Origin of the sequence: Cellulomonas sp. JZ18 (genome assembly GCF_009720485.1) — a bacterium.
GTDB lineage: Bacteria > Actinomycetota > Actinomycetes > Actinomycetales > Cellulomonadaceae > Cellulomonas.
This window is the reverse complement of the sequence record NZ_CP045245.1, coordinates 1,628,974-1,652,374: the sequence shown is the minus strand read 5'-3', so window position 1 is coordinate 1,652,374 and position 23,401 is coordinate 1,628,974. Positions and strand designations below refer to the sequence as shown.

Genomic DNA, 23,401 nt, shown 5'->3' with positions numbered 1-23,401 from the left:
GACCCGGGCGAGGCCCGCGCAGCGCCCGCGTCCGGACGGGACGGACGGCCCTGCGCCCGGGCGTGACGCGTGTGGGATCATCGCGCCGTGAGCCTCACCCTGCCCACGACCGGGACGTTCGCCGAGCCTGCTCCGTCCGCGCTGCTGCTGCTGGGACGAGGCGCCGACCTCGCCTCGGAGCGGGGCGTCGAGTGCGCGGGCGCGCTGCCGGACCCGAGCGACCCGACCCTCGTGGAGCGGGCCCGCGTCGCGCGTGCCGCGCTCGGCGAGCGGGCGTTCGTGCTCGGCCACCACTACCAGCGCGACGAGGTCATCGCGTTCGCGGACGTCACGGGTGACTCGTTCAAGCTCGCGCGGGAGGCGGCGGCGCGTCCCGACGCCGAGTTCGTCGTCTTCTGCGGCGTGCACTTCATGGCCGAGTCCGCCGACATCCTCACCGCCGACTCCCAGCAGGTCGTCCTGCCGGACCTCGCCGCGGGCTGCTCCATGGCCGACATGGCCGCGATCGACCAGGTCGAGGACGCGTGGGACGTGCTGGTCGACGCCGGTGTCGCGGACGACACGGTGCCGGTGACGTACATGAACTCGACGGCCGCCATCAAGGCGTTCACGGGTCGGCACGGCGGGACGGTGTGCACGTCGTCGAACGCGCACGTGGCCCTGCGCTGGGCGTTCGAGCGGGTCGGGGGCGTCGCCGGCCGCGGCAAGGTGCTGTTCATGCCCGACCAGCACCTGGGACGCAACACCGCCGTCCTGCAGCTGGGGCTCTCGCTGGACGACTGCGTCGTCTACGACCCGCGCAAGCCGGGCGGCGGCCTGACGGCGCAGCAGCTGCGTGACGCGCGCATGATCCTGTGGCGGGGGCACTGCTCGGTGCACGGGCGCTTCTCGGCGCGCAACGTCGAGGACGTGCGGGCCGCGGTGCCCGACGTCACGGTGCTGGTCCACCCGGAGTGCCGGCACGAGGTCGTCACGGCCGCCGACATGGTGGGCTCGACGGAGTACATCATCAAGGGCCTCGACGCCGCCGCGCCCGGCTCGTCGTGGGCGATCGGCACGGAGCTCAACCTGGTGCGCCGCCTCGCGCAGGCGCACCCCGAGCTGTCGGTGCACTACCTCGACTCGACGGTGTGCTTCTGCTCCACCATGAACCGGATCGACCTGCCGCACCTGGTGTGGTCGCTCGAGGAGCTCGTCGCGGGTCGGGTGCCGAACCGCATCGTCGTCGACGCCGACGACGCGCACTGGGCACGCGTCGCGCTCGACCAGATGCTGGCCCTGCCGGGCCACTGACGTCGGCGCCCGGCGGGACCGCCGGGCGAGCGGGAGGACGGAGAGGCGCATGAGCACGCAGAGGCCGCTGCGCGTCGGCGTCCTGGTCTTCGACGGGGCCGAGGAGCTGGACGTCGTCGGGCCGTGGGAGGTCCTCGCGGCGTGGGCGGCGCACAGCGCCCTGCGGCCGGAGGTGGTCACGTTCTCGCCCGACGGCGGCGGCGTGCGCTGCGCGAAGGGGATGAGCATCGTCCCGGGCACGAGCGCGCAGGACGTCGGCGCGCTGCACGTGCTGGTCCACCCCGGCGGCCCCGGCACGCGCACGCTCATGACCGACGAGCAGCACCTCGCGTGGGTCCGGGGCATGCGGGCGACGACGCCGCTGCTGGCGAGCGTGTGCACGGGCGCGCTCGTGTACGCGGCCGCCGGCGTGCTGGCAGGACGGCCCGCCACGACGCACTGGGCGTCCCTGGACGCGCTCGTGGCCGCGGACCCCAGCGTGCTCGTGGACACCGAGGCGCGCTTCGTCGACGACGGCGACGTCGTGACGTCGGCCGGGGTGTCCGCGGGGATCGACATGGCGCTGCACCTGGTCGCGCGGCTCGAGTCGGCGGACGTGGCGCGCGGCGTGCGGCGCGGCATCCAGTACGACCCCGCTCCCCCGGTCTGAGCCCGCCGGCCGGCCGCCGCGCCGGGTCGGCCCCCGCTCGGCCGCAGCGCCCGGCCGGTACCGTCGCACCGTGACCCGCACGCTGCAGCTCGCGCTCGCCGTCGCGCGCCCCCGCCGGCCCGTGCCCGGCCGGCACGTGCTCGAGCCGTCCGTGACGCACCTGCGCGTGCGCCTGGGCGACCTCGACCTCTACCGGCACGTCAACAACGGCGTCTACCTGCAGATGATGGACGTGGCGCGGACGAACTACCTCGCCGACCTGGGGGCGTTCGGGCTGCTCGCGTCGCGCGGCTGGTACCCCGTGGTGGCCGCCTCGACCGTGAAGTACCGCCGGTCGCTGACCTGGCGGCAGCGATTCGCGATCACGACGCGGGTGCTCGGCTGGGACGAGCGGGTGGTGTACCTCGAGCAGGTCTTCACGCGCGGCGAGGACCACGTGGCCCGTGGTTGGGTGGCCGGTCGGTTCCTGGCGCGGGACGGCACGCGCGTCCCTGCGCGGGACGTCGTGACGCTGCTCGACGCGGCGCAGGGCGAGAGCCCGCAGCTGCCCTCCGACGTGACGGCGTGGGCGCGTGCCGTGGACGTGGCGCACCGCTGACGTGCGGTCGCGGTGCGCCGTCCCCGCCGGCTCCGGTCCGGCGCGGCGGGGACGGCCCGGGCGTCAGGCGTCCGGTGCGAGGGTCAGGCGCGCGGTGCGAGCGCCGCGAGCAGCAGCGCCTCGGCGAGCACGACGTGCTCGAGCTCCCCGAGGTGCACCGACTCGTTCGCACCGTGCGCGCGCGAGTCGGGGTCCTCGACGCCCGTGACCAGGATCGCGGCGTCGGGGTAGACGTCGAGCAGGTCGCTGATGAACGGGATCGAGCCGCCGACGCCGACGTCGACCGACGGCGTCCCCCACGCCTCCCCCAGCGCCCACCGCGCGGTGCGCGCCGCCGTGGAGTCGCCGGCCGCCTGGAACGGGCGCCCGAGCTCGCCGTCGTGGACGGTCACCCGCGCGCCGAACGGCGCGTGGGCGAGCAGGTGGTCCTTCACCGCGGCGAGCGCGGCGGCCGGGTCCTGACCGGGCGCCAGCCGCACGGAGAGCTTCGCGGACGCGCGCGGCGTGATCGTGTTCGAGGCGCTCGCGACCCGCGGTGCGTCGATACCGATGACGCCGATCGCCGGCCGCGTCCACAGGCGGGCGGTGAGGGGGCCCGTCCCGGCCAGGCGCACCCCCGGCAGCACACCGGCGTCGGCGCGCAGGGCGTCCTCGTCCATGTCGACGGTGGGGTCGTCGGCCCGCACGAGGCCCTCGACCGCCACGTCGCCGTGCTCGTCGTGCAGCGTGGCGAGCAGGCGCGCGAGCAGCGTCGGCGCGTCGAGCACGGGCCCGCCGAACATGCCGGAGTGCACCGCGTGGTCGAGCACCGCGACCTCGACCACGAGGTCGGCGAGGCCGCGCAGCGACGTCGTCAGCGCCGGGACCCCGACCTTCCAGTTGCTCGAGTCGGCGACGACGATCACGTCGGCGGCCAGCAGCTCGCGGTGCGTGCGCAGGAAGTCGACGAACGTCGGCGACCCCACCTCCTCCTCCCCCTCGACGAAGACGGTGACGCCCACGGCGAGCTCGTCCGCGAGCACGCGCAGCGCGCCGACGTGCGCCATCACGCCCGCCTTGTCGTCCGCCGCACCCCGCCCGAACAGGCGCTCGCCGCGCTGGGTCGGCTCGAACGGCGGCGTCTGCCACTCGTCGGCGTCGCCGGGCGGCTGGACGTCGTGGTGGGCGTAGAGCAGGACGGTCGGGGCGCCGGCGGGCGCGGGGCGGCGCGCCACGACGGCCGGGGCGCCGGGCGACCCGTCCGCGCGGGCGACGCGCAGCACCTGGACCTCGGGCAGGCCCGCGCCGCGCAGGAGCTCTGCGACGGCCGACGCCGACGCCTCGACGTGCGCCTGGTCGAACTCGGCGTTGGAGACGCTGGGGATGCGGACGAGCGCCTCGAGGTCGGCGCGCACGTCGGCGAAGAGGTCGGCGGTCCGCGCGCGCAGGGCGGCCACGCGGTCGGCGGGCAGCGGGGACGGGGTACCGGTGGGTGCGTTGCTGGGCGTCACGTCCCGCCACGCTACTCGACTACCCTGGGCGGGTGTTCGGACGCAAGCAGGACCCCCGCTGACCGCCCCGGCGACGACGCCGGAGAAGCCGCCGACCGACGAGGTCCGCGCCGGCAAGGGCCGTCCGACGCCCACCCGCAAGGAGGCGGAGGCGCGCAACCGCCGTCCGCTGGTCCCCGAGGACCGTCGCGCCGCCGCCCGCTCGGCCAAGCTGAAGGTCCGCGAGCAGCGGGAGCTCGAGTACCAGGCGATGCGCACGGGCGACGAGCGCCACATGCCGCTGCGTGACCGGGGCCCGGTGCGCCGCTACGTGCGTGACCACGTGGACGCGCGCTGGAACCTCGGCGAGTTCTTCCTGCCGACGGCCGCCGTGTTCCTCGTGCTGCAGATGGTCACGGCCGCGACCGCCCCGGACGTCGCGCTGGTCTCGATGCTCGTCCTCTACGTGTTCATCCTGGCGATGATCGTGGACGCGTGGCTGCTGTGGCGGGGGCTCAAGCGCCGGCTGAACCGGCGGTTCGACAGCGCGGAGGTCCCGCGCGGCATGGCCATGTACGCCGTCCTGCGCGCCTTCCAGGTCCGCCCGTCGCGTCTGCCGAAGCCGCAGGTCAAGCACGGGCAGTACCCCTCCTGAGCGCCCCCTCCTGAGCCACCCCTCCTGACCGCACGGCGGGCACCGGCGGGGCCCGTGCCCGCGGCGTGTCAGCGGGCGACGGGCTCGGCGGGGACGTCGGGCGTGCCGCTCGGCCGTGGCACCGGCACGGTGAGCCGCGGCAGCAGCACCTGCACGAGGGGCCCGATCGCGAGCGCGTAGGCGAGCGTCCCGAACCCGAGGACGCCACCGAGGGCCCACCCGACGGCCACGACGACGACCTCGATCGACCCGCGCACGAGCCGCAGGGGCCACCCGGTGCGGGCGACGATGCCGGTCATCAGGCCGTCCCGCGGCCCCGGCCCCAGCCGCGCCCCCACGTAGAGCGAGGTGGCGAGCGCGTTCGTGACGACCCCGAGGACGACGAGCCCCACGGCGAGCGGCAGGGGCAACGGGTCCGGCAGGTGGGCGGCGAGCGCGAGGAACGGGTCGAGGAGCGCCCCGATGACCACCACGTTCGCGACGGTCCCGATGCCGGGACGCTGCCGCAGCGGCACCCAGCAGGCGAACACCAGGAACGACAGCGCGACGGTCACCGTCCCGAACGACCAGCCGGTGACGCGGACGACCCCCTGGGAGAGCACGTCCCAGGGCATCGACCCGAGCTCGGCGCGCACCAGCATGACGATGGACGCCGCGTACAGGACCAGCCCGCCGAGCAGCTGCACGCCCCTGCGGACGGCGTGCGGGTGACGGGCGGGGTCGGTGGTCACCACGCGGTGCCTCCCGGGGGTAGGGGCCGCGAGGGCGGCGGTGGACGGTGCCCGAGGCCGTCGGCCCGCACGACGCGCACGAGCGCGACGACGAGGGCGACGACCCCGGCGGCGGCGAGGACGACGAGGAACAGGGCCATGGTGAGACCTTGGCGGCCGAGAGGCCTTGTCCTCCATAGCCACTTCGAGGATAGTGGCCGTGTGGCCGCCCCGTCTCCCGTCGACCGCCGCGTCAGCGGCGCACGCCTGCGCGTCCTGCTCGGGGCGTGGGAGGGCAGGGGTCCGGCCTACCAGGCCCTCGCGGACGGGGTGCGCGCGCTCGTGCGGACCGGTGCCCTCCCGCTCGGCACGCGCCTGCCGGGCGAGCGCGAGGTCGCGGACACGCTCGGCGTCTCCCGCACCACCGTGACCGCGGCGTACGACCTGCTGCGGGACGAGGGCTTCCTCGTCAGCCGCCGCGGCTCGGGGACCGTCACCACGCTGCCGCCCGGCGCGGGCGACCGCGCACCCGCGACCCTCGGCACCGTGGACGACGGGCTCGTCGACCTCTCGGCGGCCGCCCCGACGGCTCCCCCGCAGCTCGCGGAGGCCTGCGCCGCCGCGCTCGACCAGCTCCCCCGGCACCTGGACCACACCGGGTACCTGCCGCTCGGCCTGCCCGCGCTGCGGCAGGCGGTCGCGGACCGCTACACGGCGCGCGGCGTGCCGACGCGGCCGGACCAGGTGCTCGTCACGACGGGCGCCCAGCAGGCGATCCACCTGCTCATGACGACCCTCGCCGGGCCCGGCGACCGCGTCGTCGTCGAGCACCCGACCTACCCCCACGCCATCGACGCGGCGCGCGGTGCGGGCGCGCGCCCGGTCCCGGTGCCGGTCGGGGCCCACGGCCTCGACGTCGACCTGCTCGCGTCGACCGTGCGGCAGACCTCGCCCCGGCTCGTCTACCTCGTGCCGGACCACCACAACCCCACCGGCACGAGCCTGGACCTCGAGGCGCGCGCCCGCGTCCGCGACCTCGCACGCCGCACACGGACCGTCGTCGTGGGCGACGAGACGCTGACGGACCTGACCCTCGACGGGCCGCCGCCCCGCCGTTCGCGGGCGGTCCCGCCGACGACCTGGTCGTGTGCGTCGGCTCGGCCTCCAAGTCCTTCTGGGGCGGCCTGCGCGTCGGCTGGGTGCGCGCGCACCCGGACCTCGTCGGCCGGCTCGCGCAGCGGCGCGCGCACGTCGACATCGGGTCGTCCGTGCTCGACCAGCTCGTCACGGCCGCGCTCCTGAGCCGTGCCGAGGAGGTGCTCGCCGCGCGGGTCGACGCCGTGCGCGCGCAGCGCGAGGTCCTGCTCGGCGCCCTCCGCGAGCGGCTGCCGTCCTGGCGCGTGCCCGTGCCGGCCGGGGGCCTGTCCGCCTGGGTCGACCTCGGCGCCCCCGTGTCCTCCGCGCTGAGCGCGCTCGCGCACGCGCACGGCGTCCGCATCGTGCCGGGGACGGCGTTCGGCGTGGACGGCACGTTCGAGGACCGCCTGCGGGTGCCGTTCTCCCGTCCGCCGGCCGAGCTGCGCCGGGCGGTGGACGGCCTCGCCGCCGCGTGGGCGGTCCTCGACCCGTCGGGGTCCTGGGGTGCGGCGCGCCCGGCCGCCGCGCTCGTCTGAGCTGCGAGCGGTCCCGCTCTGCGGCGGGTCAGACGGGCGGCAGCCGCAGCGGCGCGCCCGCCTCGTCGCCGTCGTGCTCGAGGACGACGCTGCGCACGCCCTGTGCCGCCAGCCCGCGCCAGTGCTCGCCGAGCCACTGCTCGGCCTCGAACCGCGCCAGGAACACCGGGCTGGTGGGACGGTCCACCTCGGCCCCGGCCTCGGTGCGCAGGCGCCAGCGCCAGCGGGGACGCAGCGTCATCGGCGCACCGCCGGCGGGTGCACGGCGGCCGGGGCGAGTGCGCGGGCGATGCGCGCCGCGTAGCCCGGCCCCTCGTAGACCAGACCCGTGTAGCCCTGGACGAGCGTCGCGCCCACCGCGACGTACTCCCGCGCGTCCGCCGGGCCGCTGATGCCACCGACCCCCACCACGACGGCCTCCTCGCCCAGGCGGGTGCGCAGCCGCGCGACGACGTCGAGGCCCCGGGCCAGCACCGGCGGACCGGACAGGCCACCCGGACCGAGGTCGTGCCCGACCGTGGTGTTGACGGCGACGACGCCGTCGAGCCCCAGCTCGGCGACGAGGTCGGCGACCGCGTCGACGTCCTCGTCGGACAGGTCCGGGGCGATCTTCACGAGCACGGGCACCGGGGCACGGCCCGCCCGGGTCGTCGCCTCGTCCGCCGCGACGCGCGTCGCCTCGAGCACGGGACGCAGCGCCTCCACGGCCTGCAGGTCGCGCAGGCCCGGCGTGTTGGGCGAGGACACGTTGACCACGAGGTAGTCCGCGTAGGGCGCGAGCCGGCCCGCGCTCGTGGCGTAGTCGGCCGCCGCGAGCTCGGGGGGCGTCACCTTGGTCTTGCCGATGTTGACGCCGACGACGAGCCGGCGCCCGCCCGGCGTCGCGCGCAGCCGGCGCAGCCGCGCGGCGACGGCGGCCGAGCCGTCGTTGTTGAAGCCCATCCGGTTGCGCAGCGCGCGGCGCTCCAGCACGCGCCACAGCCGCGGCCGCTCGTTGCCCGGCTGCGGCTCGGCGGTCACCGTGCCGACCTCGACGAAGCCGAAGCCGAGCATGGTCATGCCCCGCACGCCGTGCCCGTCCTTGTCGAAGCCCGCCGCGAGCCCGAACCGGGAGGGGAAGCGCCGCCCCCACAGCTCGATCTCGCCGCCGGGCGGCGGCGCGAGCACCGCGCGGACGACGTGGGACAGCCCGGGCACGGCCGCGACGGCACGGATCAGCCCGAAGGCGAGACGGTGCGCCTGCTCGGGGTCCAGACGGCGCAGGACGAGGTCGAAGAGCAGGCGGTACACGCGACCAACCTAGTCGAGGCCGCGCCCGCCGTCCGGCGCGTCCGCCTCGCGGGCCGCGGGCGCCCGTCCGGTCCGCCACAGCCACACCAGCCCGAGGAGCGGCAGCACGAGCGGCACGTACCCGTAGCCCCGACCGAAGCCGGACCACACCGTCTCGTCCGGGAAGTCTCCGACGTCGACGAGCGAGAGCGTCCCGACGACGAGCACGCCGGCGGCCTCGACGAGCACGGTCGCCCAGGCGAGCCGGCGCCGGTCGGTCGCGAGCGCCACGGTGGCCACGACGTACACGACGCCCGCGACGAGCGAGAGCACGTACGCGAGCGGCGCCTCGGCGAGCTTCGTCGTCACCTGGTAGAGGCCGCGCGCGGTCGCGGCGAGCGCGAGCACGCCGTAGACGGCCACGAGCAGACGGCCCGGGCCGGCACCCGTCCGGGCGCTCACGACGCACCCCAGATCTGCACGAGCCGGTACTGCAGGAACGCCACGGTCAGCGAGGCCACGAGCAGGACGACCGAGCTCCACCGCGTGCGCTCCGCGAACGCCCACGCCGCCGCGATCGGCAGCACGATGAGCTGCGTGGCGACGTAGCCCCAGAAGAGCACGCCGTCGACGTCGCCGCGGCCCGTCACGAGCAGCACGCCCGCGACGAGGGCCTGCACCACGAGCAGCCCCTCGACCACCGCACCGCCCCACAGCTGGCGCAGGACGACGGCCCGGTCCCGGACGACGAACCAGGCCGCCCACGCGGCGAGCGCGACGCACGTGGCGGCGACGAGCCAGGAGACGGGGGCGAGCACGGTGCCCCACCGTACCCGCGGCCGGCAGGCGCCCGCGCAGGCACGACCCGCACGCGCCGCACCGGCGTCTACGATCGGGGCGTGATCTCGCTGACCAGCCAGGACCCCGCCCGCCTCGCCGTCGACGCCCTCGTGGTCGCGACGGGCACGCGCGACGGCGCCGTGCAGCTGCTCGACGGCGACGCGCTGCCGGCCGACCTGCGGGCGGCCCTGCTGCGCGACGCGCGCACGCTGGGGCTGACCGGCACGCCGGACGAGGTGCGCCGCCTGCCCGCGACGGGCCTCGCGGCGGCGGTGCTCGTCCTCACCGGCGTCGGCCCGGTCGACGGGCTGGGGCCGGAGACGCTGCGCCGCGCCGCCGGCGCCGCGACCCGCGAGCTCGCCGGGACGGGCTCCGTCGCGCTCGCGCTGCCCGCCGAGCGTGTGGAGGACGTGGCCGCCGTCGCCGAGGGCGCGCTGCTCGGTGCCTACGCGTACACGCGCTACCGCACCGGCGACGGCCCCGAGACCGCCGCGCCCGCCGCGCGCGTGCAGGTGGTCACGCCCCGCGCCAAGGACCGGGCCGCGACGCAGGCCGTCGCGCGCGCCGAGGTCGTCGCCGCCGCCGTGCACGGCACGCGCGACCTGGTGAACACCGCGCCCAACGACCTCTACCCGGCGGCGTTCGCCGACCTGGCGAAGGCCGCGGTCAAGGAGGCCGGCATCCGGGGGCTGAAGGTCTCGGTCCTCGACGACAAGGCGCTCGCGGCGGGCGGCTACGGCGGGCTCGTCGGCGTCGGCCAGGGCTCGGCGCGCGGGCCCCGGCTCGTGCGGGTCGCCTGGGCCCCGTCGCGTGCGCGCGGGACGGTCGCGCTGGTCGGCAAGGGCATCACGTTCGACTCCGGCGGCATCTCCATCAAGCCGGCCGCGGGCATGGAGGCGATGAAGTCGGACATGGCCGGCGCCGCCGCGGTCCTGCACACCGTGCTCGCCGCCGCCCGACTCGGTTTGCCCGTCGCCGTCACGGGGTGGCTCTGCCTCGCGGAGAACATGCCCTCCGGCACGGCCCAGCGCCCCTCCGACGTCCTGACCATCCGCGGCGGGAAGACGGTCGAGGTGCTCAACACCGACGCCGAGGGCCGCCTCGTCATGGCGGACGGGCTCGTCGCCGCCGTCGAGGAGTCGCCGGACGCCGTCATCGACATCGCCACGCTCACCGGTGCCCAGATGGTCGCGCTCGGCAACCGGGTCTCCGCCGTCATGGGCACCGACGACGTGCGGGCGGAGGTCGTCGCCGCCGCGCAGGACGCGGGCGAGCAGTTCTGGCCCATGCCGCTGCCGGCCGACCTGCGCGCCGGGCTGAAGTCGAAGGTCGCCGACCTCGCGAACATCGGCGACCGCTTCGGCGGGATGCTCACCGCCGGCGTCTTCCTGCAGGAGTTCGTCGGCTCCACGCCGTGGGCGCACCTCGACATCGCGGGCCCGGCGTTCAACGAGCGCAGCGCGTACGGCTACACGCCGGTCGGCGGGACCGGCGTCGGCGTGCGCACCCTCCTGCGCCTGCTCGAGCAGCGCGCCTGACGAGAGGCCCGGTGCCGGGCACGCCCGGCACCGGGGCGGTGCGCGAGCGGTCAGCCGCGCTCGGCCGCCCGGCGCTGCCGCTCGATGCGCTGCCGCGCGTTCCAGTCGCGCACGCGCTGCGGGTAGCCGGTGCGCTGCACGTCGTACACCGGGATGCCGAGCTCGCGGGCGAGGGCACCGGCCGTGCGCTCGTCCGGCACCTTGCGCCGGGTCCACTCCCCGTCGGTCGCGACGAGCATGATCGTCGTCTGCGTGACGTTCGTGCGCGGCTCGACGTACGCCTCGACGCCGACGCGCGTGGCGACGAAGTCGGCCAGGTACGCGAGCGTCGCGGCGCGCGCCTGCTTCTCCGGGACCGCGTCCGGGGCGGGCGCGGGCGCGCTGCGGCGACGACGGGAGAACAGGCCCATGCGCGGCACCCTACCCAGCGCGGCTGGACGTCACCTGGACGCCCTTCACCCGTTCCGACCCCGGCCGAGTCATGGGACGACTGTCGCCCGACTCACACGACGCGCGTCGGCGGCGGGTTCGTCCGCACGCAGGGAGGATGCCAAGATGGGGCGGCAGCCCGATCCCACAGCCTGCGAGGAGTAGCACGTGGCCGACACCGGCACCGCTTTCGACATCGTCGTCCTGGGCGGAGGCAGCGGCGGCTACGCAGCCGCGCTGCGCGCCGCGGAGCTCGGCAAGACCGTCGCCCTGGTGGAGGCGGACAAGGTGGGCGGCACGTGCCTCCACCGGGGGTGCATCCCCACCAAGGCCCTCCTGCACGCGGCCGAGGTCGCGGACGTCGCACGCGAGGGTGAGGCGTTCGGCGTCCACACGCACCTCGAGCGCATCGACATGAACGGCGTCAACAAGTACAAGGACGCCGTGATCGGCCGGCTCTACAAGGGCCTGCAGGGACTCATCAAGTCGCGCAAGATCGAGGTCGTCGAGGGCTGGGGCAAGCTCACCGGCCCGAACACCGTGCAGGTCGGCGACCGCACGCTCACCGGTGAGCACATCGTGCTCGGCACCGGCTCCTACGCCCGCTCGCTGCCCGGCCTGGAGATCGGCGGCCGCGTGATGACGTCGGACCAGGCGCTCACGCTCGACTTCGTCCCGAAGTCCGCGATCATCCTCGGCGGTGGTGTCATCGGCTCCGAGTTCGCGAGCGTGTGGAAGTCCTTCGGCGCCGACGTCACCATCATCGAGGCGCTCCCCCACCTCGTCCCCAACGAGGACGAGGCCCTGTCGAAGGCGTTCGAGCGCGCGTTCCGCAAGCGCGGCATCAAGTTCAACCTCGGCGTCCGCTTCTCCGGCGTGACCCAGGACGACAACGGCGTGCACGTCACGCTGGAGGACGGCAAGACGTTCGACGCCGACCTCCTGCTCGTGGCCGTCGGCCGCGGGCCGAGCACCTCGGGCCTGGGCTACGAGGAGCAGGGCCTGACGATGGACCGCGGCTTCGTCATCACCGACGAGCGCCTGCACACGGGCGTCGCCAACATCTACGCGGTCGGCGACATCGTCCCGGGCCTGCAGCTCGCGCACCGCGGCTTCCAGCAGGGCATCTTCGTGGCCGAGGAGATCGCGGGGCTGAACCCGCCGGTCATCGTCGAGTCCGGCATCCCGCGCGTGACGTACTCCGAGCCGGAGGTCGCGTCCGTCGGCCTCACCGAGGCCAAGGCGATCGAGGTGCACGGCGCCGAGAACGTCGAGACCCTCGAGTACAACCTCGGCGGGAACGGCAAGAGCCAGATCCTCGCCACGCAGGGCTTCGTCAAGCTCGTCCGCCAGAAGGACGGCCCGGTCGTCGGCGTGCACATGATCGGTGCGCGCGTCGGCGAGCTCATCGGCGAGGGCCAGCTGATCGTGAACTGGGAGGCGTACCCCGAGGACGTCGCCGCCCTCGTGCACGCCCACCCGACGCAGAACGAGGCGCTCGGCGAGGCCTTCCTGGCCCTGGCCGGCAAGCCGCTGCACGCCCACAACTGACCTGATTCGAAGGAGAGACGAGCGGTCATGTCCGAGAACGTGCAGCTCCCCGCCCTCGGTGAGTCCGTCACCGAGGGGACCGTCACCCGCTGGCTGAAGCAGGTCGGCGACACCGTCGAGGTCGACGAGCCCCTGCTCGAGATCTCGACCGACAAGGTCGACACCGAGATCCCCTCGCCCGTCGCGGGCGTGCTCGAGCAGATCCTCGTCCAGGAGGACGAGACCGTCGAGGTCGGCGCCACGCTGGCCGTGATCGGCTCCGGCGACGGCGCCGGCGCCGGCGACCAGGCGTCCGACGCGGCCCCGCAGCAGTCCGGGCAGCAGGACGAGCCCGCGCAGCAGTCGCAGGTCGAGGAGACCGCGGCGGAGACGTCGGCCGTGCAGAGCGTCGAGGAGCACGAGGACGCCCCGGCGCCGTCGCAGTCCTCGCAGCCCGCCGCCGACGCGCAGCCGTCCGGCGACGCCCCGGCGTCGGGCGGTCAGGGCGGGGGCGAGGAGGTCCGTCTCCCCGCGCTCGGCGAGTCGGTCACCGAGGGCACCGTCACCCGCTGGCTCAAGCAGGTCGGCGACACCGTCGAGGTCGACGAGCCCCTGCTCGAGATCTCGACCGACAAGGTCGACACCGAGATCCCCTCGCCGGTCGCCGGCACGGTCCAGGAGATCCGGGTGCAGGAGGACGAGACCGTCGAGGTCGGTGCCGTGCTCGCGGTCGTCGGGTCCGGTGCGGCCACGCCGTCCGCCCCGGCGCAGTCCGCTCCCGAGCAGCCGCAGCAGGCCCAGCCCCAGCAGGCGCAGCCCGAGCCCAAGCCGGCGGCGACGCCCGAGCCCGCGCAGCAGGAGCCCGCGCAGGCGGAGGCGGCCCCGCAGCCGGGCGGTTACGAGGCCCCGGCGCCCGAGGTCGAGTCGGCGCAGGCGGCCGGGCAGGCCCCGGCCGCGCAGGAGGCCGCGGCCCGGCAGCCGACCTCGCAGCAGGCCCAGACCTCGTCGACCGCGACGGCCGGCGGCTCCTACCTCACGCCGCTCGTGCGCAAGCTCGCGGCCGAGAAGGGCGTCGACGTCGCCACGCTGACCGGCACGGGCGTCGGCGGACGCATCCGCAAGGAGGACGTCCTCGAGGCCGCCCGCAAGGCGGAGGAGGCGCGCAAGGCCGAGGAGGCCGCCAAGGCCGCCCCCGCCCCTGCGGCCGCACCGGCCGCCGCGCCGGCGGCGAAGGCCGCTCCGCCGGCCGTCTCGCCGCTGCGCGGGACGACCGAGAAGGCGAGCCGCCTGCGCCAGATCATCGCCGAGCGGATGGTCGAGGCCCTGCACACGCAGGCCCAGCTGACGACCGTCGTCGAGGTGGACGTCACGAAGATCGCCCGCCTGCGCGCCCGCGCGAAGGCGGACTTCGCCAAGCGCGAGGGCGTCAACCTCACCTTCCTGCCGTTCTTCGTGCAGGCGGCCGTCGAGGCGCTCAAGACCTACCCGAAGGTCAACGGCGTGCTCGAGGGCACGACGATCACGTACCACGGGCAGGAGAACGTGGGCATCGCGGTCGACACCGAGCGCGGCCTCGTCGTGCCGGTGATCCGCGAGGCCGGCGACCTCAACCTCGCCGGGATCGCGCGCAAGATCAACGACCTCGCGACCCGCACGCGGTCGAACAAGATCACGCCGGACGAGCTGAGCGGCGCCACCTTCACGGTGACGAACACCGGCTCGGGCGGGGCGATCATCGACACGCCGATCGTCCCCGGCGGCACGTCGGCGATCCTCGGCACGGGCGCGATCGTCAAGCGCCCGGTCGTCGTCAAGGACGCGGACGGCGAGGAGGTCATCGCCATCCGGTCGATGTGCTACCTCTGCCTGTCCTACGACCACCGCCTGGTCGACGGCGCGGACGCCTCGCGCTACCTCACCGCGGTGAAGAACCGCCTCGAGGAGGGCGCGTTCGAGGCCGAGCTCGGCCTCTGACGCCGGACGACGAGCACGCGCGCGGGCCGCGCACCCCTCGGGGTGCGCGGCCCGCGCCGTACCGGGAGGGTGTGCACGTGAGCGGTGGCATGCGCGTGGTGGTGGCCGGGTCGTCCGGGCTGATCGGGACGGCGCTCGTGCGCCACCTGGTGGACCGGGGCCACGAGGTACGCCGGCTCGTGCGACGCGCGCCCCGCGGCGGCGACGAGATCGGGTGGGACCCGGCGGCGGGCAGGATCGACGCCGACGCCGTCGCGCGCGCCGACGCGGTCGTCGACCTCGCGGGCGTGAACGCCGGGTCCCGGCCGCTCACGCCGGCGCGCAAGGACGCGATCCTGGCGTCGCGCCTGCAGACCGCCGGGCTGCTCGCTCGCACCCTCGCCGAGCGGGCGGACGGCCCGCGCGTGCTGCTGCAGGCGTCCGGGATCGGCGCCTACGGGGACCGCGGGGACACGCTGCTGACCGAGGAGGAGCCGCTCGGGCGCACCTTCTTCGCGGACGTCGTGCGCCAGTGGGAGGCCGAGACGCGGCCCGCGCAGGACGCGGGCGTGCGGGTGGTGCACCTGCGCACGGGCGTCGTCCTCAGCCCCGGCGGGGGCGCGCTGGGGCGGCTGCTGCTGCCGATGCGCGCCGGTGTCGCCACGCGGCTCGGGCACGGGCGGCAGTTCTGGAGCTGGATCAGCCTCGCGGACGAGGTCGCGGCCATCGAGCACCTGCTCACCGCCCCGGTGCACGGCCCGGCCAACCTGGTCGCGCGGGCCGACCGGCACGTCGTCCTGCTGGACGCGCTGCGCCGCGCCTTCGGCGCCCGCGTGACGGTGCCGGTGCCCGCGCCCGCACTGCGCCTCGCGCTCGGCGACTTCTCCTCCGAGGTGCTCGGGTCGATCCGCGCCGACCCGCGGGTGCTGCGCGAGTCGGGCTTCGTGCCGCAGCACGCCACGCCCGACGAGGTGGCCCGGTGGGTCAGGACGGCGCGTCCGGTGCCCTGACGTCCCAGACGCGCCAACCGTCCGGGGTGCTCCTGAGCACCAGCTCGACCGTGCGCTCCTCCCCGGCCGGCACGCTCGTCCGCTCGCCCGACGGTGCCACGCGCGCGTGGGCGCCGACCGAGGAGCGGACGGCGACGACGGTGTCGCCGTCGGTGGTCTCCCCCGCCCGCACCACCTCCGCGACGTGCACGACCAGCCCCTGTGACCGGGCGCCGGCGAGGCGCTCGAGGAGCGCGACATCGCGCGCGAGGGCCGGTGAGCCGGCGACGTGCACGTCCGCGAGACCGGCCGACGACGCGTCGGCGAGCGCCTGCGCGCGTCGACGCGTCAGGTCCACCGCGGCCGCGGCGACGGGGTCCTCGGCGGCACGGTCGGCGGGCTGCGGCGTCGGGGCGCCGCCACCGCGTGCCGGGTCGGTCGGCGTCGGTGCCGCCGCCGTCGGCGCCGCGGACGGGCCGTCGTCCGGGGCGCCGGCCACGCGCGCCGCGGCGAGCGTCCCGCCGGCGGCGAGGACGAGCCCCGCCGTCAGCACGACGACCAGGCGTCCGCGCCGCGCCCGGGGCCGGCGCGCGCGGCGCGAGGGCGGGGTCCGGGCGGACGCGCGCGGCAGCGCCCGACCCGCCGCGAGCGCCACCTGCGCCCCGGCCAGCGCGTCGGGGTCGGGGACCTGGACGGCCTGCGGGTGCGCCGCGGCGAAGGCGGCCTCGACCACGTCCTGCGCCCGGGGTGACGGCCGCCGGGCCACCTCCTCGAGCGCACCGCGCAGCCGGTCGAGCTCGGGGAGGTCGGCGGCGAGCTGGGCCTCGACGGGCGGCAGCACGCCGAGCACGGTCGCGACGAGCCGGCGCACGTCGCCGTCGGGCGTGCCCGACCCGGCGAGCACGCCGCGGACGTCGACCAGGACGGGGAAGCCGTCGGGGCGCACGACGACCCGGTCCGCGGCGACGGCGGCGTGCGTCAGCCCGGCGGCGTGCAGCGCGCCCAGCGCCTGGGCCACGGGCACGGCGACCGTGACGGCCTCGCCGTTGCTCAGCGGCGGCCGGGCGGCACGGAGCGCGGCGAGCGTGGGCCCGGGCACGTGCGCGACGACGACCGCCACGCGTCCGGCGTCGAGCGGGACGACGTCGCGCACGGCCGCGAGGTGGGGGTGCGCGGCGCCGCGCAGCCGGGCCGCGCGCGCCCGCAGGTCGTCGTCGGCCGGCACGCGCACGACCTGCACCTCGAGCGGCTCGCCCGCGCACCCGGCGGCGGGGTGCGCGACCCACCACGCACCGTCGGTACCCACGGCGGCGACGACCGCGAGACCGCGGTCCTCGAGGAGGCGGACGACGTCGTCGGGGACCAGGGCGGGCTGCACCGCGCCATCCAACCGCCGGCACGGGCGTGGCGTCCGGCGTCGTCCACAGCCCTCAGGCGAGGACGACCGGCGTCCCCGTCGCCGCCGCACGCCGGGCCGCGTCGAGGACGCGGGCCGTGACCACGGCGTCCCGCGGGTCCACGGGCACCGGGCCCGCACCGCGCACCCACCGGGCGACGGCGTGGTACAGGTCCTCGTGCCCGCCCGCGGCGCGTGGCACCGGGGTGCGGTCGCCCCCGCGCACCAGCCAGCCCTCGTGCGGCGGCTCCTCGGGTCGTCGGGCCTGCTCGTACGCGTCGTCGAGCGCCGCGAACGGCGTCGGCTCGCCCTCGAAGCTCGTGACGAGGTAGGCGCCCCGGTCGCCGAGCACGCGGGTCCGGGGGCCGGGCGCGCCGACCAGGCCGCCCGCCTGCAGGTGCGAGAGCACGACGTGGCCGTCGGCGTCCGGGACGTGCTCGAGGGCGAGGAAGACGTCGTCGACGGCCGGGGTCGTCAGCGCCCGCAGCTCGGCGTGCACGCGCCGCACCGGACCGAACAGCTGGACGGCGGAGTCGACCAGGTGCGCGCCGAGGTCGAGCAGCAGACCCCCGCCGACCGGGTCCTCCTCCTTCCAGCGCCGCTGCGGCTCCGGCCGGAACCTCTCCCACCGACGCTCGAAGCGGTGCACGCGGCCCAGCTCCCCCACGTCGAGGAGGCCGCGCAGGGTCAGCTGCTCGGGGTCCCAGCGGCGGTTCTGGAACACGGTCAGCCGACCGTCCCGCTCCTGGGCGAGGCGCACGAGCGCGGCCGCCTCCTGCTCGGTCGTCGCCAGCGGCTTGTCGACCAGCACGGGCACGCCGGCCTCGAGCACGGCGCGCACGTGCGCGACGTGCTCACCGGTCGGGCTCGCGACGACCACGAGGTCGAGGTCCTGCGGGCGCTCGAGCAGCGCCGGCAGGTCCGGGACGACGCGCGCGTCGGGCCAGTCCTCGCGGACCGCGTCGCCGCGGTGCCGGGTGACGACGGCGACGACCACGTGCCCGGTGGCGCGCAGCAGCCGGGCGTGGATGCCACGCCCGGCCCCGCCGTAGCCGACCAGTCCGACGCGCAGGGGCTCCATGCGCGTCACTCTAGGCGTCGGAGCGGGGCCGGCCGCGCGTCCGGCCCCGGTGCGCCGGTCACCCGGCGGTGCGTCCCGGTGCGGCGGGCGCCGCCGCGTGCGCCCCGCCCTCGGGGCGACGCGACAGCGCGCTCGGCCACCACGTGCGCGGACCGATGTCGTGCACGAGCCCGGGCACGAGGAGGCTGCGCACCACGAACGTGTCGAGCAGCACCCCGAAGGCGACGATGAACGCGATCTGCGCGAGGAACAGCAGCGGGATCACGACGAGCGCGGCGAACGTGGTCGCGAGGACGAGGCCGGCCGACGTGATGACGCCTCCGGTGACGGCGAGCCCACGCACGACGCCCGCCCGCGTCCCGTGCGCGAGCGACTCCTCCCGCACGCGCGTCATGAGGAAGATCGTGTAGTCGACGCCGAGGGCGACGAGGAAGACGAACCCGTACAGCGGGACCGCGGGGTCGGCGTCGGGCAGGTCGAGCAGGTCGAACACGATCGCCGCGACGCCCAGCGCGGCCGCGAACGACGCGACGTTCGCCGCCATGAGCAGCAGCCCGGCCGCGAGGGAGCGCAGCAGCACGACCAGGATGAGGAGGATCACCAGCAGGACGACGGGGACGATCACGCGCAGGTCCCGCTCGCCGGCGAGCTGCGTGTCGAGCGTCTCGGCCGCGGCGCCGCCGACGAGGGCCTGCGGCGCGACCTCCCGCACCGCGGTCCGGACGTCGGCCGCCACGTCGACGGCCTCCTGGCTGTCGGAGGGCGCCTCCGTCACGACGTCGACGCGTGCCACGCCGTCGGCCACGACAGGGGCCGCGTCCGCCGTCGGCGCACCGGCCGGCGCACCGGTGTAGGGCGCGGCCGCGGCGACACCCGGGACGTCCTCGGCCGCCGCGACCACGTCCTCGACCTGCGCCTCGTCGACGACGACGGTCAGGGGCTGCACGGCGCCGGCGGGGAAGTGCTCGGCCAGGACCTCCTCGCCCGCCACGGAGTCGACGGGCGTGAGGAAGACGTCGGTCTGGCTCGTGCCACCGGCACGCAGGGTCGGCACGAAGGCGGCGAGCCCGAGCAGCGCCACCGCGCTGACGACCCACACGGGTCGCGCGTGCCGGGCGACCCAGCGCGCCCAGCGCGACCACAGGTGCGAGGCGTCCGCCAGGTCCGCGCCCGCGGCGGCGTGGGCACCGTGCGTCGCGGGCACGACCGCGGGCTCGGGACGCGGCACGCGCGGCCAGAACAGCACGCGCGAGCGGCGCCCCGCGACGAGGAGCAGCGCCGGCAGCAGCGTGAGCGCGGACAGCACCGCGGCGCCGATCCCGACCGCGGCGACGGGCCCGAGGCTGCGGTTGGACGCGAGCTCGGAGAGCAGGAGGCAGAGCAGGCCGGCGACCACCGTCCCCGCGCTCGCGAGGATCGGCTCGAGCGAGCGCCGCCAGGCCCGGCGCAGCGCGTCGGCGGGGTGCTCGTGCCGGCGCAGCTCCTCGCGGTGGCGCGCCACGAGCAGCAGCGCGTAGTCCACGCTCGCACCGACGACGAGGATCGAGAGGATGCCCTGCGACTGCCCGTTGAGCACGAGCACGCCGGCGTCGGCGAGGTGGTAGACGACGAGGCCCGCGAGCGCGAGCGCGAAGACCGCGGTGACGATGACGACGAGCGGCAGGAACGGCGAGCGGTAGACGACCACGAGGATGAGCAGGACGGCCCCGAGCGCGACGAGCAGCAGGATCCCGTCGATCCCGGCGAACGCGCCGCTGAGGTCGGTGACGAAGCCCGCGGGACCGGTCACCCACGCCTTCAGCCCGAGCTCGCCGGCGTCGTCGGCGGTGGCCCCGAGGTCGTCGGCCAGGAGCTCGCGCAGGTCCTCGACCAGCAGCGCGGACACGCGCTCCTCGCCGATGCGCTCCTCGCCGCGGTCGGCGTCGAGCGGCACGGCGAGCAGGACCGCCTCGCCGTCCTCGGCCGGCACCGGCACGACGTCGCCGGTCAGCACGTCCGCCCACGTCCCCTCCCCGCCGGGCACCCGTCGGTCGGCAACCGCCGCGGCCACGTCGCGTGCGGCCTCGAGCTGCTCGGGGGTGACGCCTCCCCGGCCGCGGGGGCGAGCACGACGAGCGCGGGTAGGGTCTGGCTGTCGACCAGGTCCCGCGACGCGTCCGCGGCCCGCGTGGACTCGGCCGACGACGGGAGGAACGCCGCCGCGTCGTTCGTCTGCACCTGAGCCAGCCGGCCCTGGGCCATGCCGCCCACGCCGCCGACGGCCAGCCAGACGAGCAGCGCGACGGTCACCGCCAGGGCGCGCGCCCACGCTTTCCTCAGCATGCTGAGCATCATGGGTCGTGGCGCGCGACCCGGCAAGCGGAAGGGCGGGGTTGCGGTGCAGGACGTCACGCGTGGCGAGGTCGACCACTGGCCGGTCGGCCGGCTGCTGTCGGCAGCGGCCCGGCGCATGGAGCGGGAGTGGAACGCCCACCTCGCGGCGTGGGACCTCAACCACGCGAGCCACCCCGTGCTCGTGCACCTGACGACGCGCCCGATGTCCCAGCGCGAGCTGGCCGAGGCGTGCGGCGTGACCGAGCAGACCATGAGCCGCGTCGTCGCCCGCCTCGAGCGCACCGGCTACGTCAGCCGGCGTCCGGACCCCGACGACCGGCGCCGGCACGTCATCGCCATCACCGACGCCGGCACGGCCGCGTTCGTCGCCTCGGCCGACCCCCGACCCGCCCAGGAGCGCGTCCTCGGGGTGCTCGACGAACGCCAGCGCGACCAGCTGCGCGAGCTGCTGCTGCTGGTCGTGCAGCCCGACGACCTCGCCTCGTCGACAGGCGACCCGACCGGCGGCCCGGCCCCCGTCCCGTCGCCCGCGCCGCCGTCGGACGACGCCGCGGCGAGGGCTTAGCCTGGCTCGCATGCGCGTCGAACCGCTCGACCTCGGCACCCGCCTGCAGCCGTACGAGCCGACGTGGGCGCTGCAGCGCGAGCTGCACGCGGCCGTCGAGGCGGGCACCCGTGAGGACGTCGTCCTGCTGCTCGAGCACGAGCCCGTCTACACCGCCGGCAAGCGCACGGCGCGCAGCGACCGCCCCACCGACGGCACACCGGTGGTCGACGTCGACCGCGGCGGCCGGATCACGTGGCACGGGCCCGGCCAGCTGGTCGGGTACCCGATCGTCCGCCTCGCCGAGCCGGTGGACGTCGTGCGCTACGTGCGGGCCCTGGAGGAGGCGCTCATCCGCGCGTGCGCGGACGTCGGCGTGCGCACCGAGCGGGTCGAGGGCCGCAGCGGCGTCTGGCTCCCGGCGGACGAGCCCGGGAGGACCCCCGCCCCGCGGCGCGCCCGCAAGGTCGCCGCGATCGGCGCGCGGGTGGCCCGCGGCGTGACGATGCACGGCTTCGCCCTCAACTGCTGCCCCGACCTGACCTGGTACGAGCGCATCGTGCCCTGCGGGATCGACGACGCGGACGTCACGTCCCTCTCGGCGGAGGCCGGCCGGCACGTCGCCGTCAGCGAGGTCGCCCCGCTCGTCGAGGGGCACCTGCGGGACGTGCTCGGCCCGCTGCTCGCGGCGGGCTCGGCGGCGCGCCCCGCCGCGGTCTGAGCGGCCGCGCGGCGAGCCGACCGGCGTCAGGCGTCGGCGCCGTGCGCGACGAGCGCCTGCGCCACCTCGCGCCCCCACGCACGCACCGCGTCGAGGTCGCGGAAGTCGCCCGCCTCGGCGCGCGTGAGCGCCACGAGGGCACGCTCCGACAGGTCCAGGCCCGTGCGCTCCAGACGGCCGGGGAACATCGCGACGCCCCGGGCCCCGACCGCCGTGGCCAGCGCCGTGACGTCGTCCGGGACGGTGGTCGGCACCGGCGGGTCCCCGATCGGCCCCGACCAGAACAGCCAGGTGGGACGCCCGCGCAGCTGTCCGCCCTGCCGGTCCACGAGGGCCCGCAGGCCCAGCGCGAGCCGTCCGACGTAGACGGCCGAGCCGAGCACGACGGCGTCGTACGCGTCGACACGCTCGACGTCCTCCGGCTCCACCTCGGCCACGTCGTGCCCGGCCGCGCGGAGCTCCTCCGCCACGACCGTCCCCATCTCGCGCGTCGCACCGTGCCGCGACGCGACGCTCACCAGTACCCGCATGTCGCCACCTCGTCCCCTGGGTCCACCGGGGAGGTGCACGTCGTCGGGCCCCCGGCTCCCCTCCAGGGTCCGTCGCCCGCGGTGCGCGGACCTGGGACCGAGGTCCTCGCCGGGGTCGCCGCGGGCGAGGCCGCCGTCACACCCCGGCACCGCTCCCGTCCGGGTGCCCCGGGTTAGTCTGACCACGTGACGATCGCCCCCGAGGGACGCCGGATGCTCCGGGTGGAGGCGCGCAACGCCGCCACCCCCATCGAGAAGAAGCCCGAGTGGATCCGCACGCGCGCCACGACCGGCCCCGAGTACAGCGAGCTCAAGGGCCTGGTCCGCCGCGAGGGCCTGCACACGGTGTGCGAGGAGGCGGGCTGTCCCAACATCTTCGAGTGCTGGGAGGACCGCGAGGCGACGTTCCTCATCGGCGGCGACCAGTGCACGCGCCGGTGCGACTTCTGCCAGATCGACACCGGCAAGCCGGCGGCCTTCGACGCCGACGAGCCGCGGCGCGTCGCGGAGTCCGTGCAGGCGATGGGCCTGAAGTACTCCACGGTGACGGGCGTCGCGCGTGACGACCTGCCCGACGGCGGGGCGTGGCTGTACGCGGAGACGGTCCGCCAGATCCATGCGCTCAACCCGGGCACGGGCGTCGAGCTGCTCATCCCCGACTTCAACGCGGTCCCCGAGCTGCTGGACGTCGTCAACGAGTCCCGCCCGGAGGTCCTCGCGCACAACCTCGAGACCGTGCCGCGCATCTTCAAGCAGATCCGTCCTGGCTTCCGCTACGAGCGGTCCCTGTCCGTGATCACGCGGGCACGCGAGGCGGGCCTGGTGACGAAGTCCAACCTCATCCTCGGCATGGGCGAGACCACGCAGGAGGCGGCCGACGCGCTGCGCGACCTGCACGAGGCCGGGTGCGACCTCGTGACGATCACGCAGTACCTGCGCCCGTCGGTGCGGCACCACCCCGTCGACCGGTGGGTGCGCCCCGAGGAGTTCGTCGAGCTCTCCGCCGAGGCGGAGCGCCTCGGCTTCCTCGGCGTCATGTCCGGCCCGCTGGTCCGCTCGTCGTACCGGGCCGGACGCCTGTGGGGCCAGGCGATGCGGCGCCGCGGCCTGCCGATCCCGGACGCGCTCGCGCACCTGGGCGAGCCGACGACGTCCCGCCAGGAGGCGTCGGCGCTGCTCGCGCGCACGCCGGCCCGCTGA

General features: G+C 76.3%; 26 protein-coding genes. 13 read left to right on the top strand and 13 right to left on the bottom strand.

The window, feature by feature from the left end; translation table 11 throughout:
- The first annotated feature begins 87 nt into the window (after positions 1-87).
- The 3 genes from nadA (at position 88) to GC089_RS07545 (ending at position 2,540) form a co-directional block, all read left to right on the top strand.
- Complete coding sequence (nadA, locus tag GC089_RS07555; protein WP_155377153.1) at positions 88-1,293, top strand: quinolinate synthase NadA; 1,206 nt, start codon at positions 88-90, stop codon at positions 1,291-1,293.
- A gap of 49 nt (positions 1,294-1,342) precedes the next feature.
- Positions 1,343-1,942, top strand: a complete 600-nt coding sequence (locus GC089_RS07550; RefSeq protein ID WP_155377152.1) for a DJ-1/PfpI family protein — start codon at positions 1,343-1,345, stop codon at positions 1,940-1,942.
- A gap of 70 nt (positions 1,943-2,012) precedes the next feature.
- On the top strand, positions 2,013-2,540 hold the full coding sequence (locus GC089_RS07545; RefSeq protein ID WP_155377150.1) for a thioesterase family protein: 528 nt from the start codon (positions 2,013-2,015) through the stop codon (positions 2,538-2,540).
- Positions 2,541-2,623: 83 nt separating this feature from the next.
- Here the strand turns inward: GC089_RS07545 and GC089_RS07540 are convergent, their stop codons facing one another.
- Complete coding sequence (locus tag GC089_RS07540) at positions 2,624-4,030, bottom strand: dipeptidase (RefSeq protein ID WP_155377148.1); 1,407 nt, start codon at positions 4,028-4,030, stop codon at positions 2,624-2,626.
- On the opposite strand from GC089_RS07540, the gene GC089_RS07535 reads away from it, so the two are divergent.
- Positions 4,008-4,664 carry a DUF3043 domain-containing protein gene (locus GC089_RS07535; protein ID WP_196250941.1) on the top strand — a complete coding sequence of 219 codons (657 nt, stop codon included), beginning with the start codon at positions 4,008-4,010 and terminating at the stop codon, positions 4,662-4,664. The two genes, GC089_RS07540 and GC089_RS07535, sit on opposite strands and share 23 nt — an antisense overlap.
- A 68-nt stretch (positions 4,665-4,732) precedes the next feature.
- Here GC089_RS07535 and GC089_RS07530 read toward each other — a convergent pair whose 3' ends face one another.
- Both GC089_RS07530 and GC089_RS18395 read right to left on the bottom strand, forming a co-directional pair.
- A complete protein-coding gene (locus tag GC089_RS07530) occupies positions 4,733-5,395 on the bottom strand; it encodes a YitT family protein (protein ID WP_196250857.1) in 663 nt (220 codons plus the stop codon).
- Complete coding sequence (locus GC089_RS18395; protein WP_196250856.1) at positions 5,392-5,535, bottom strand: hypothetical protein; 144 nt, start codon at positions 5,533-5,535, stop codon at positions 5,392-5,394. The genes GC089_RS07530 and GC089_RS18395 overlap by 4 nt, the downstream gene beginning before the upstream one ends.
- A 61-nt stretch (positions 5,536-5,596) precedes the next feature.
- Between GC089_RS18395 and GC089_RS07525 the strand changes: the two genes are divergently transcribed.
- Positions 5,597-6,676, top strand: a complete 1,080-nt coding sequence (locus GC089_RS07525) for a PLP-dependent aminotransferase family protein (RefSeq protein WP_255449050.1) — start codon at positions 5,597-5,599, stop codon at positions 6,674-6,676.
- Positions 6,559-7,047: an aminotransferase class I/II-fold pyridoxal phosphate-dependent enzyme gene (locus GC089_RS19635; RefSeq protein ID WP_255449060.1), complete on the top strand. Its 489-nt coding sequence runs from the start codon at positions 6,559-6,561 to the stop codon at positions 7,045-7,047. Before GC089_RS07525 ends, GC089_RS19635 begins: the two co-directional genes overlap by 118 nt.
- Before the next feature lie 28 nt (positions 7,048-7,075).
- Here GC089_RS19635 and GC089_RS07520 read toward each other — a convergent pair whose 3' ends face one another.
- From GC089_RS07520 to GC089_RS07505, 4 genes are read right to left on the bottom strand one after another with little or no spacing between them, the layout of a single operon-like run.
- A complete protein-coding gene (locus GC089_RS07520) occupies positions 7,076-7,288 on the bottom strand; it encodes a hypothetical protein (RefSeq protein WP_155377143.1) in 213 nt (70 codons plus the stop codon).
- Positions 7,285-8,337, bottom strand: a complete 1,053-nt coding sequence (locus tag GC089_RS07515) for a quinone-dependent dihydroorotate dehydrogenase (protein WP_155377141.1) — start codon at positions 8,335-8,337, stop codon at positions 7,285-7,287. The genes GC089_RS07520 and GC089_RS07515 overlap by 4 nt, the downstream gene beginning before the upstream one ends.
- Positions 8,338-8,346: 9 nt before the next feature.
- On the bottom strand, positions 8,347-8,778 hold the full coding sequence (locus GC089_RS07510) for a hypothetical protein (protein WP_155377139.1): 432 nt from the start codon (positions 8,776-8,778) through the stop codon (positions 8,347-8,349).
- A complete protein-coding gene (locus GC089_RS07505; protein WP_155377125.1) occupies positions 8,775-9,134 on the bottom strand; it encodes a hypothetical protein in 360 nt (119 codons plus the stop codon). Before GC089_RS07505 ends, GC089_RS07510 begins: the two co-directional genes overlap by 4 nt.
- Before the next feature lie 81 nt (positions 9,135-9,215).
- On the opposite strand from GC089_RS07505, the gene GC089_RS07500 reads away from it, so the two are divergent.
- Positions 9,216-10,694, top strand: coding sequence for a leucyl aminopeptidase (locus GC089_RS07500; RefSeq protein ID WP_155377123.1), 1,479 nt, complete (start codon positions 9,216-9,218; stop codon positions 10,692-10,694).
- Positions 10,695-10,744: 50 nt separating this feature from the next.
- Here GC089_RS07500 and GC089_RS07495 read toward each other — a convergent pair whose 3' ends face one another.
- On the bottom strand, positions 10,745-11,104 hold the full coding sequence (locus GC089_RS07495; protein WP_155377122.1) for an oxidoreductase: 360 nt from the start codon (positions 11,102-11,104) through the stop codon (positions 10,745-10,747).
- Positions 11,105-11,291: 187 nt separating this feature from the next.
- On the opposite strand from GC089_RS07495, the gene lpdA reads away from it, so the two are divergent.
- From lpdA to GC089_RS07480, 3 genes are all read left to right on the top strand, one after another.
- On the top strand, positions 11,292-12,674 hold the full coding sequence (gene lpdA, locus GC089_RS07490; protein ID WP_155377120.1) for a dihydrolipoyl dehydrogenase: 1,383 nt from the start codon (positions 11,292-11,294) through the stop codon (positions 12,672-12,674).
- Between the two features lie 27 nt (positions 12,675-12,701).
- On the top strand, positions 12,702-14,627 hold the full coding sequence (sucB, locus tag GC089_RS07485; RefSeq protein WP_155377118.1) for a 2-oxoglutarate dehydrogenase, E2 component, dihydrolipoamide succinyltransferase: 1,926 nt from the start codon (positions 12,702-12,704) through the stop codon (positions 14,625-14,627).
- A 77-nt stretch (positions 14,628-14,704) separates the two neighbouring features.
- The gene (locus tag GC089_RS07480; RefSeq protein WP_230685137.1) at positions 14,705-15,616 is read left to right on the top strand and encodes a TIGR01777 family oxidoreductase; all 912 of its coding nucleotides are present in this window, start codon (positions 14,705-14,707) and stop codon (positions 15,614-15,616) included.
- On the opposite strand, the gene GC089_RS07475 is transcribed toward GC089_RS07480, so the two are convergent.
- From GC089_RS07475 to GC089_RS20005, 4 genes are read right to left on the bottom strand one after another with little or no spacing between them, the layout of a single operon-like run.
- The gene (locus tag GC089_RS07475) at positions 15,591-16,973 is read right to left on the bottom strand and encodes a hypothetical protein (RefSeq protein ID WP_155377117.1); all 1,383 of its coding nucleotides are present in this window, start codon (positions 16,971-16,973) and stop codon (positions 15,591-15,593) included. The genes GC089_RS07480 and GC089_RS07475 overlap by 26 nt on opposite strands.
- Positions 16,974-17,025: 52 nt before the next feature.
- Positions 17,026-18,072 carry a Gfo/Idh/MocA family oxidoreductase gene (locus tag GC089_RS07470; protein WP_155377115.1) on the bottom strand — a complete coding sequence of 349 codons (1,047 nt, stop codon included), beginning with the start codon at positions 18,070-18,072 and terminating at the stop codon, positions 17,026-17,028.
- A gap of 58 nt (positions 18,073-18,130) precedes the next feature.
- Positions 18,131-20,065: an MMPL family transporter gene (locus GC089_RS07465; protein WP_370514091.1), complete on the bottom strand. Its 1,935-nt coding sequence runs from the start codon at positions 20,063-20,065 to the stop codon at positions 18,131-18,133.
- The gene (locus tag GC089_RS20005; RefSeq protein WP_370514090.1) at positions 20,059-20,394 is read right to left on the bottom strand and encodes a hypothetical protein; all 336 of its coding nucleotides are present in this window, start codon (positions 20,392-20,394) and stop codon (positions 20,059-20,061) included. The genes GC089_RS07465 and GC089_RS20005 overlap by 7 nt, the downstream gene beginning before the upstream one ends.
- Here GC089_RS20005 and GC089_RS07460 point away from each other — a divergent pair.
- Together GC089_RS07460 and lipB are read left to right on the top strand one after the other, a co-directional pair.
- A complete protein-coding gene (locus GC089_RS07460; RefSeq protein ID WP_230685136.1) occupies positions 20,393-20,971 on the top strand; it encodes a MarR family winged helix-turn-helix transcriptional regulator in 579 nt (192 codons plus the stop codon). The genes GC089_RS20005 and GC089_RS07460 overlap by 2 nt on opposite strands.
- Before the next feature lie 10 nt (positions 20,972-20,981).
- Positions 20,982-21,671: a lipoyl(octanoyl) transferase LipB gene (gene lipB, locus GC089_RS07455; RefSeq protein WP_155377113.1), complete on the top strand. Its 690-nt coding sequence runs from the start codon at positions 20,982-20,984 to the stop codon at positions 21,669-21,671.
- 26 nt (positions 21,672-21,697) lie between these two features.
- Here the strand turns inward: lipB and GC089_RS07450 are convergent, their stop codons facing one another.
- A complete protein-coding gene (locus GC089_RS07450) occupies positions 21,698-22,201 on the bottom strand; it encodes a flavodoxin domain-containing protein (RefSeq protein WP_155377111.1) in 504 nt (167 codons plus the stop codon).
- Positions 22,202-22,387: 186 nt separating this feature from the next.
- Between GC089_RS07450 and lipA the strand changes: the two genes are divergently transcribed.
- Positions 22,388-23,401: a lipoyl synthase gene (gene lipA / locus GC089_RS07445; RefSeq protein ID WP_155377110.1), complete on the top strand. Its 1,014-nt coding sequence runs from the start codon at positions 22,388-22,390 to the stop codon at positions 23,399-23,401.

Bases quoted from the DNA above. Each gene is read 5' to 3' on its own strand.
- GC089_RS07550 (WP_155377152.1), top strand. From the start codon at position 1,343: ATGAGCACGCAGAGGCCGCTGCGCGTCGGCGTCCTGGTCTTCGACGGG.
- GC089_RS18395 (WP_196250856.1), bottom strand. From the start codon at position 5,535: ATGGCCCTGTTCCTCGTCGTCCTCGCCGCCGCCGGGGTCGTCGCCCTC.
- GC089_RS07520 (WP_155377143.1), bottom strand. From the start codon at position 7,288: ATGACGCTGCGTCCCCGCTGGCGCTGGCGCCTGCGCACCGAGGCCGGG.
- GC089_RS07495 (WP_155377122.1), bottom strand. From the start codon at position 11,104: ATGGGCCTGTTCTCCCGTCGTCGCCGCAGCGCGCCCGCGCCCGCCCCG.
- sucB (WP_155377118.1), top strand. From the start codon at position 12,702: ATGTCCGAGAACGTGCAGCTCCCCGCCCTCGGTGAGTCCGTCACCGAG.
- GC089_RS07470 (WP_155377115.1), bottom strand. From the start codon at position 18,072: ATGGAGCCCCTGCGCGTCGGACTGGTCGGCTACGGCGGGGCCGGGCGT.
- GC089_RS07460 (WP_230685136.1), top strand. From the start codon at position 20,393: ATGCTGAGCATCATGGGTCGTGGCGCGCGACCCGGCAAGCGGAAGGGC.
- GC089_RS20005 (WP_370514090.1), bottom strand. From the start codon at position 20,394: ATGCTGAGGAAAGCGTGGGCGCGCGCCCTGGCGGTGACCGTCGCGCTG.
- lipB (WP_155377113.1), top strand. From the start codon at position 20,982: ATGCGCGTCGAACCGCTCGACCTCGGCACCCGCCTGCAGCCGTACGAG.
- GC089_RS07450 (WP_155377111.1), bottom strand. From the start codon at position 22,201: ATGCGGGTACTGGTGAGCGTCGCGTCGCGGCACGGTGCGACGCGCGAG.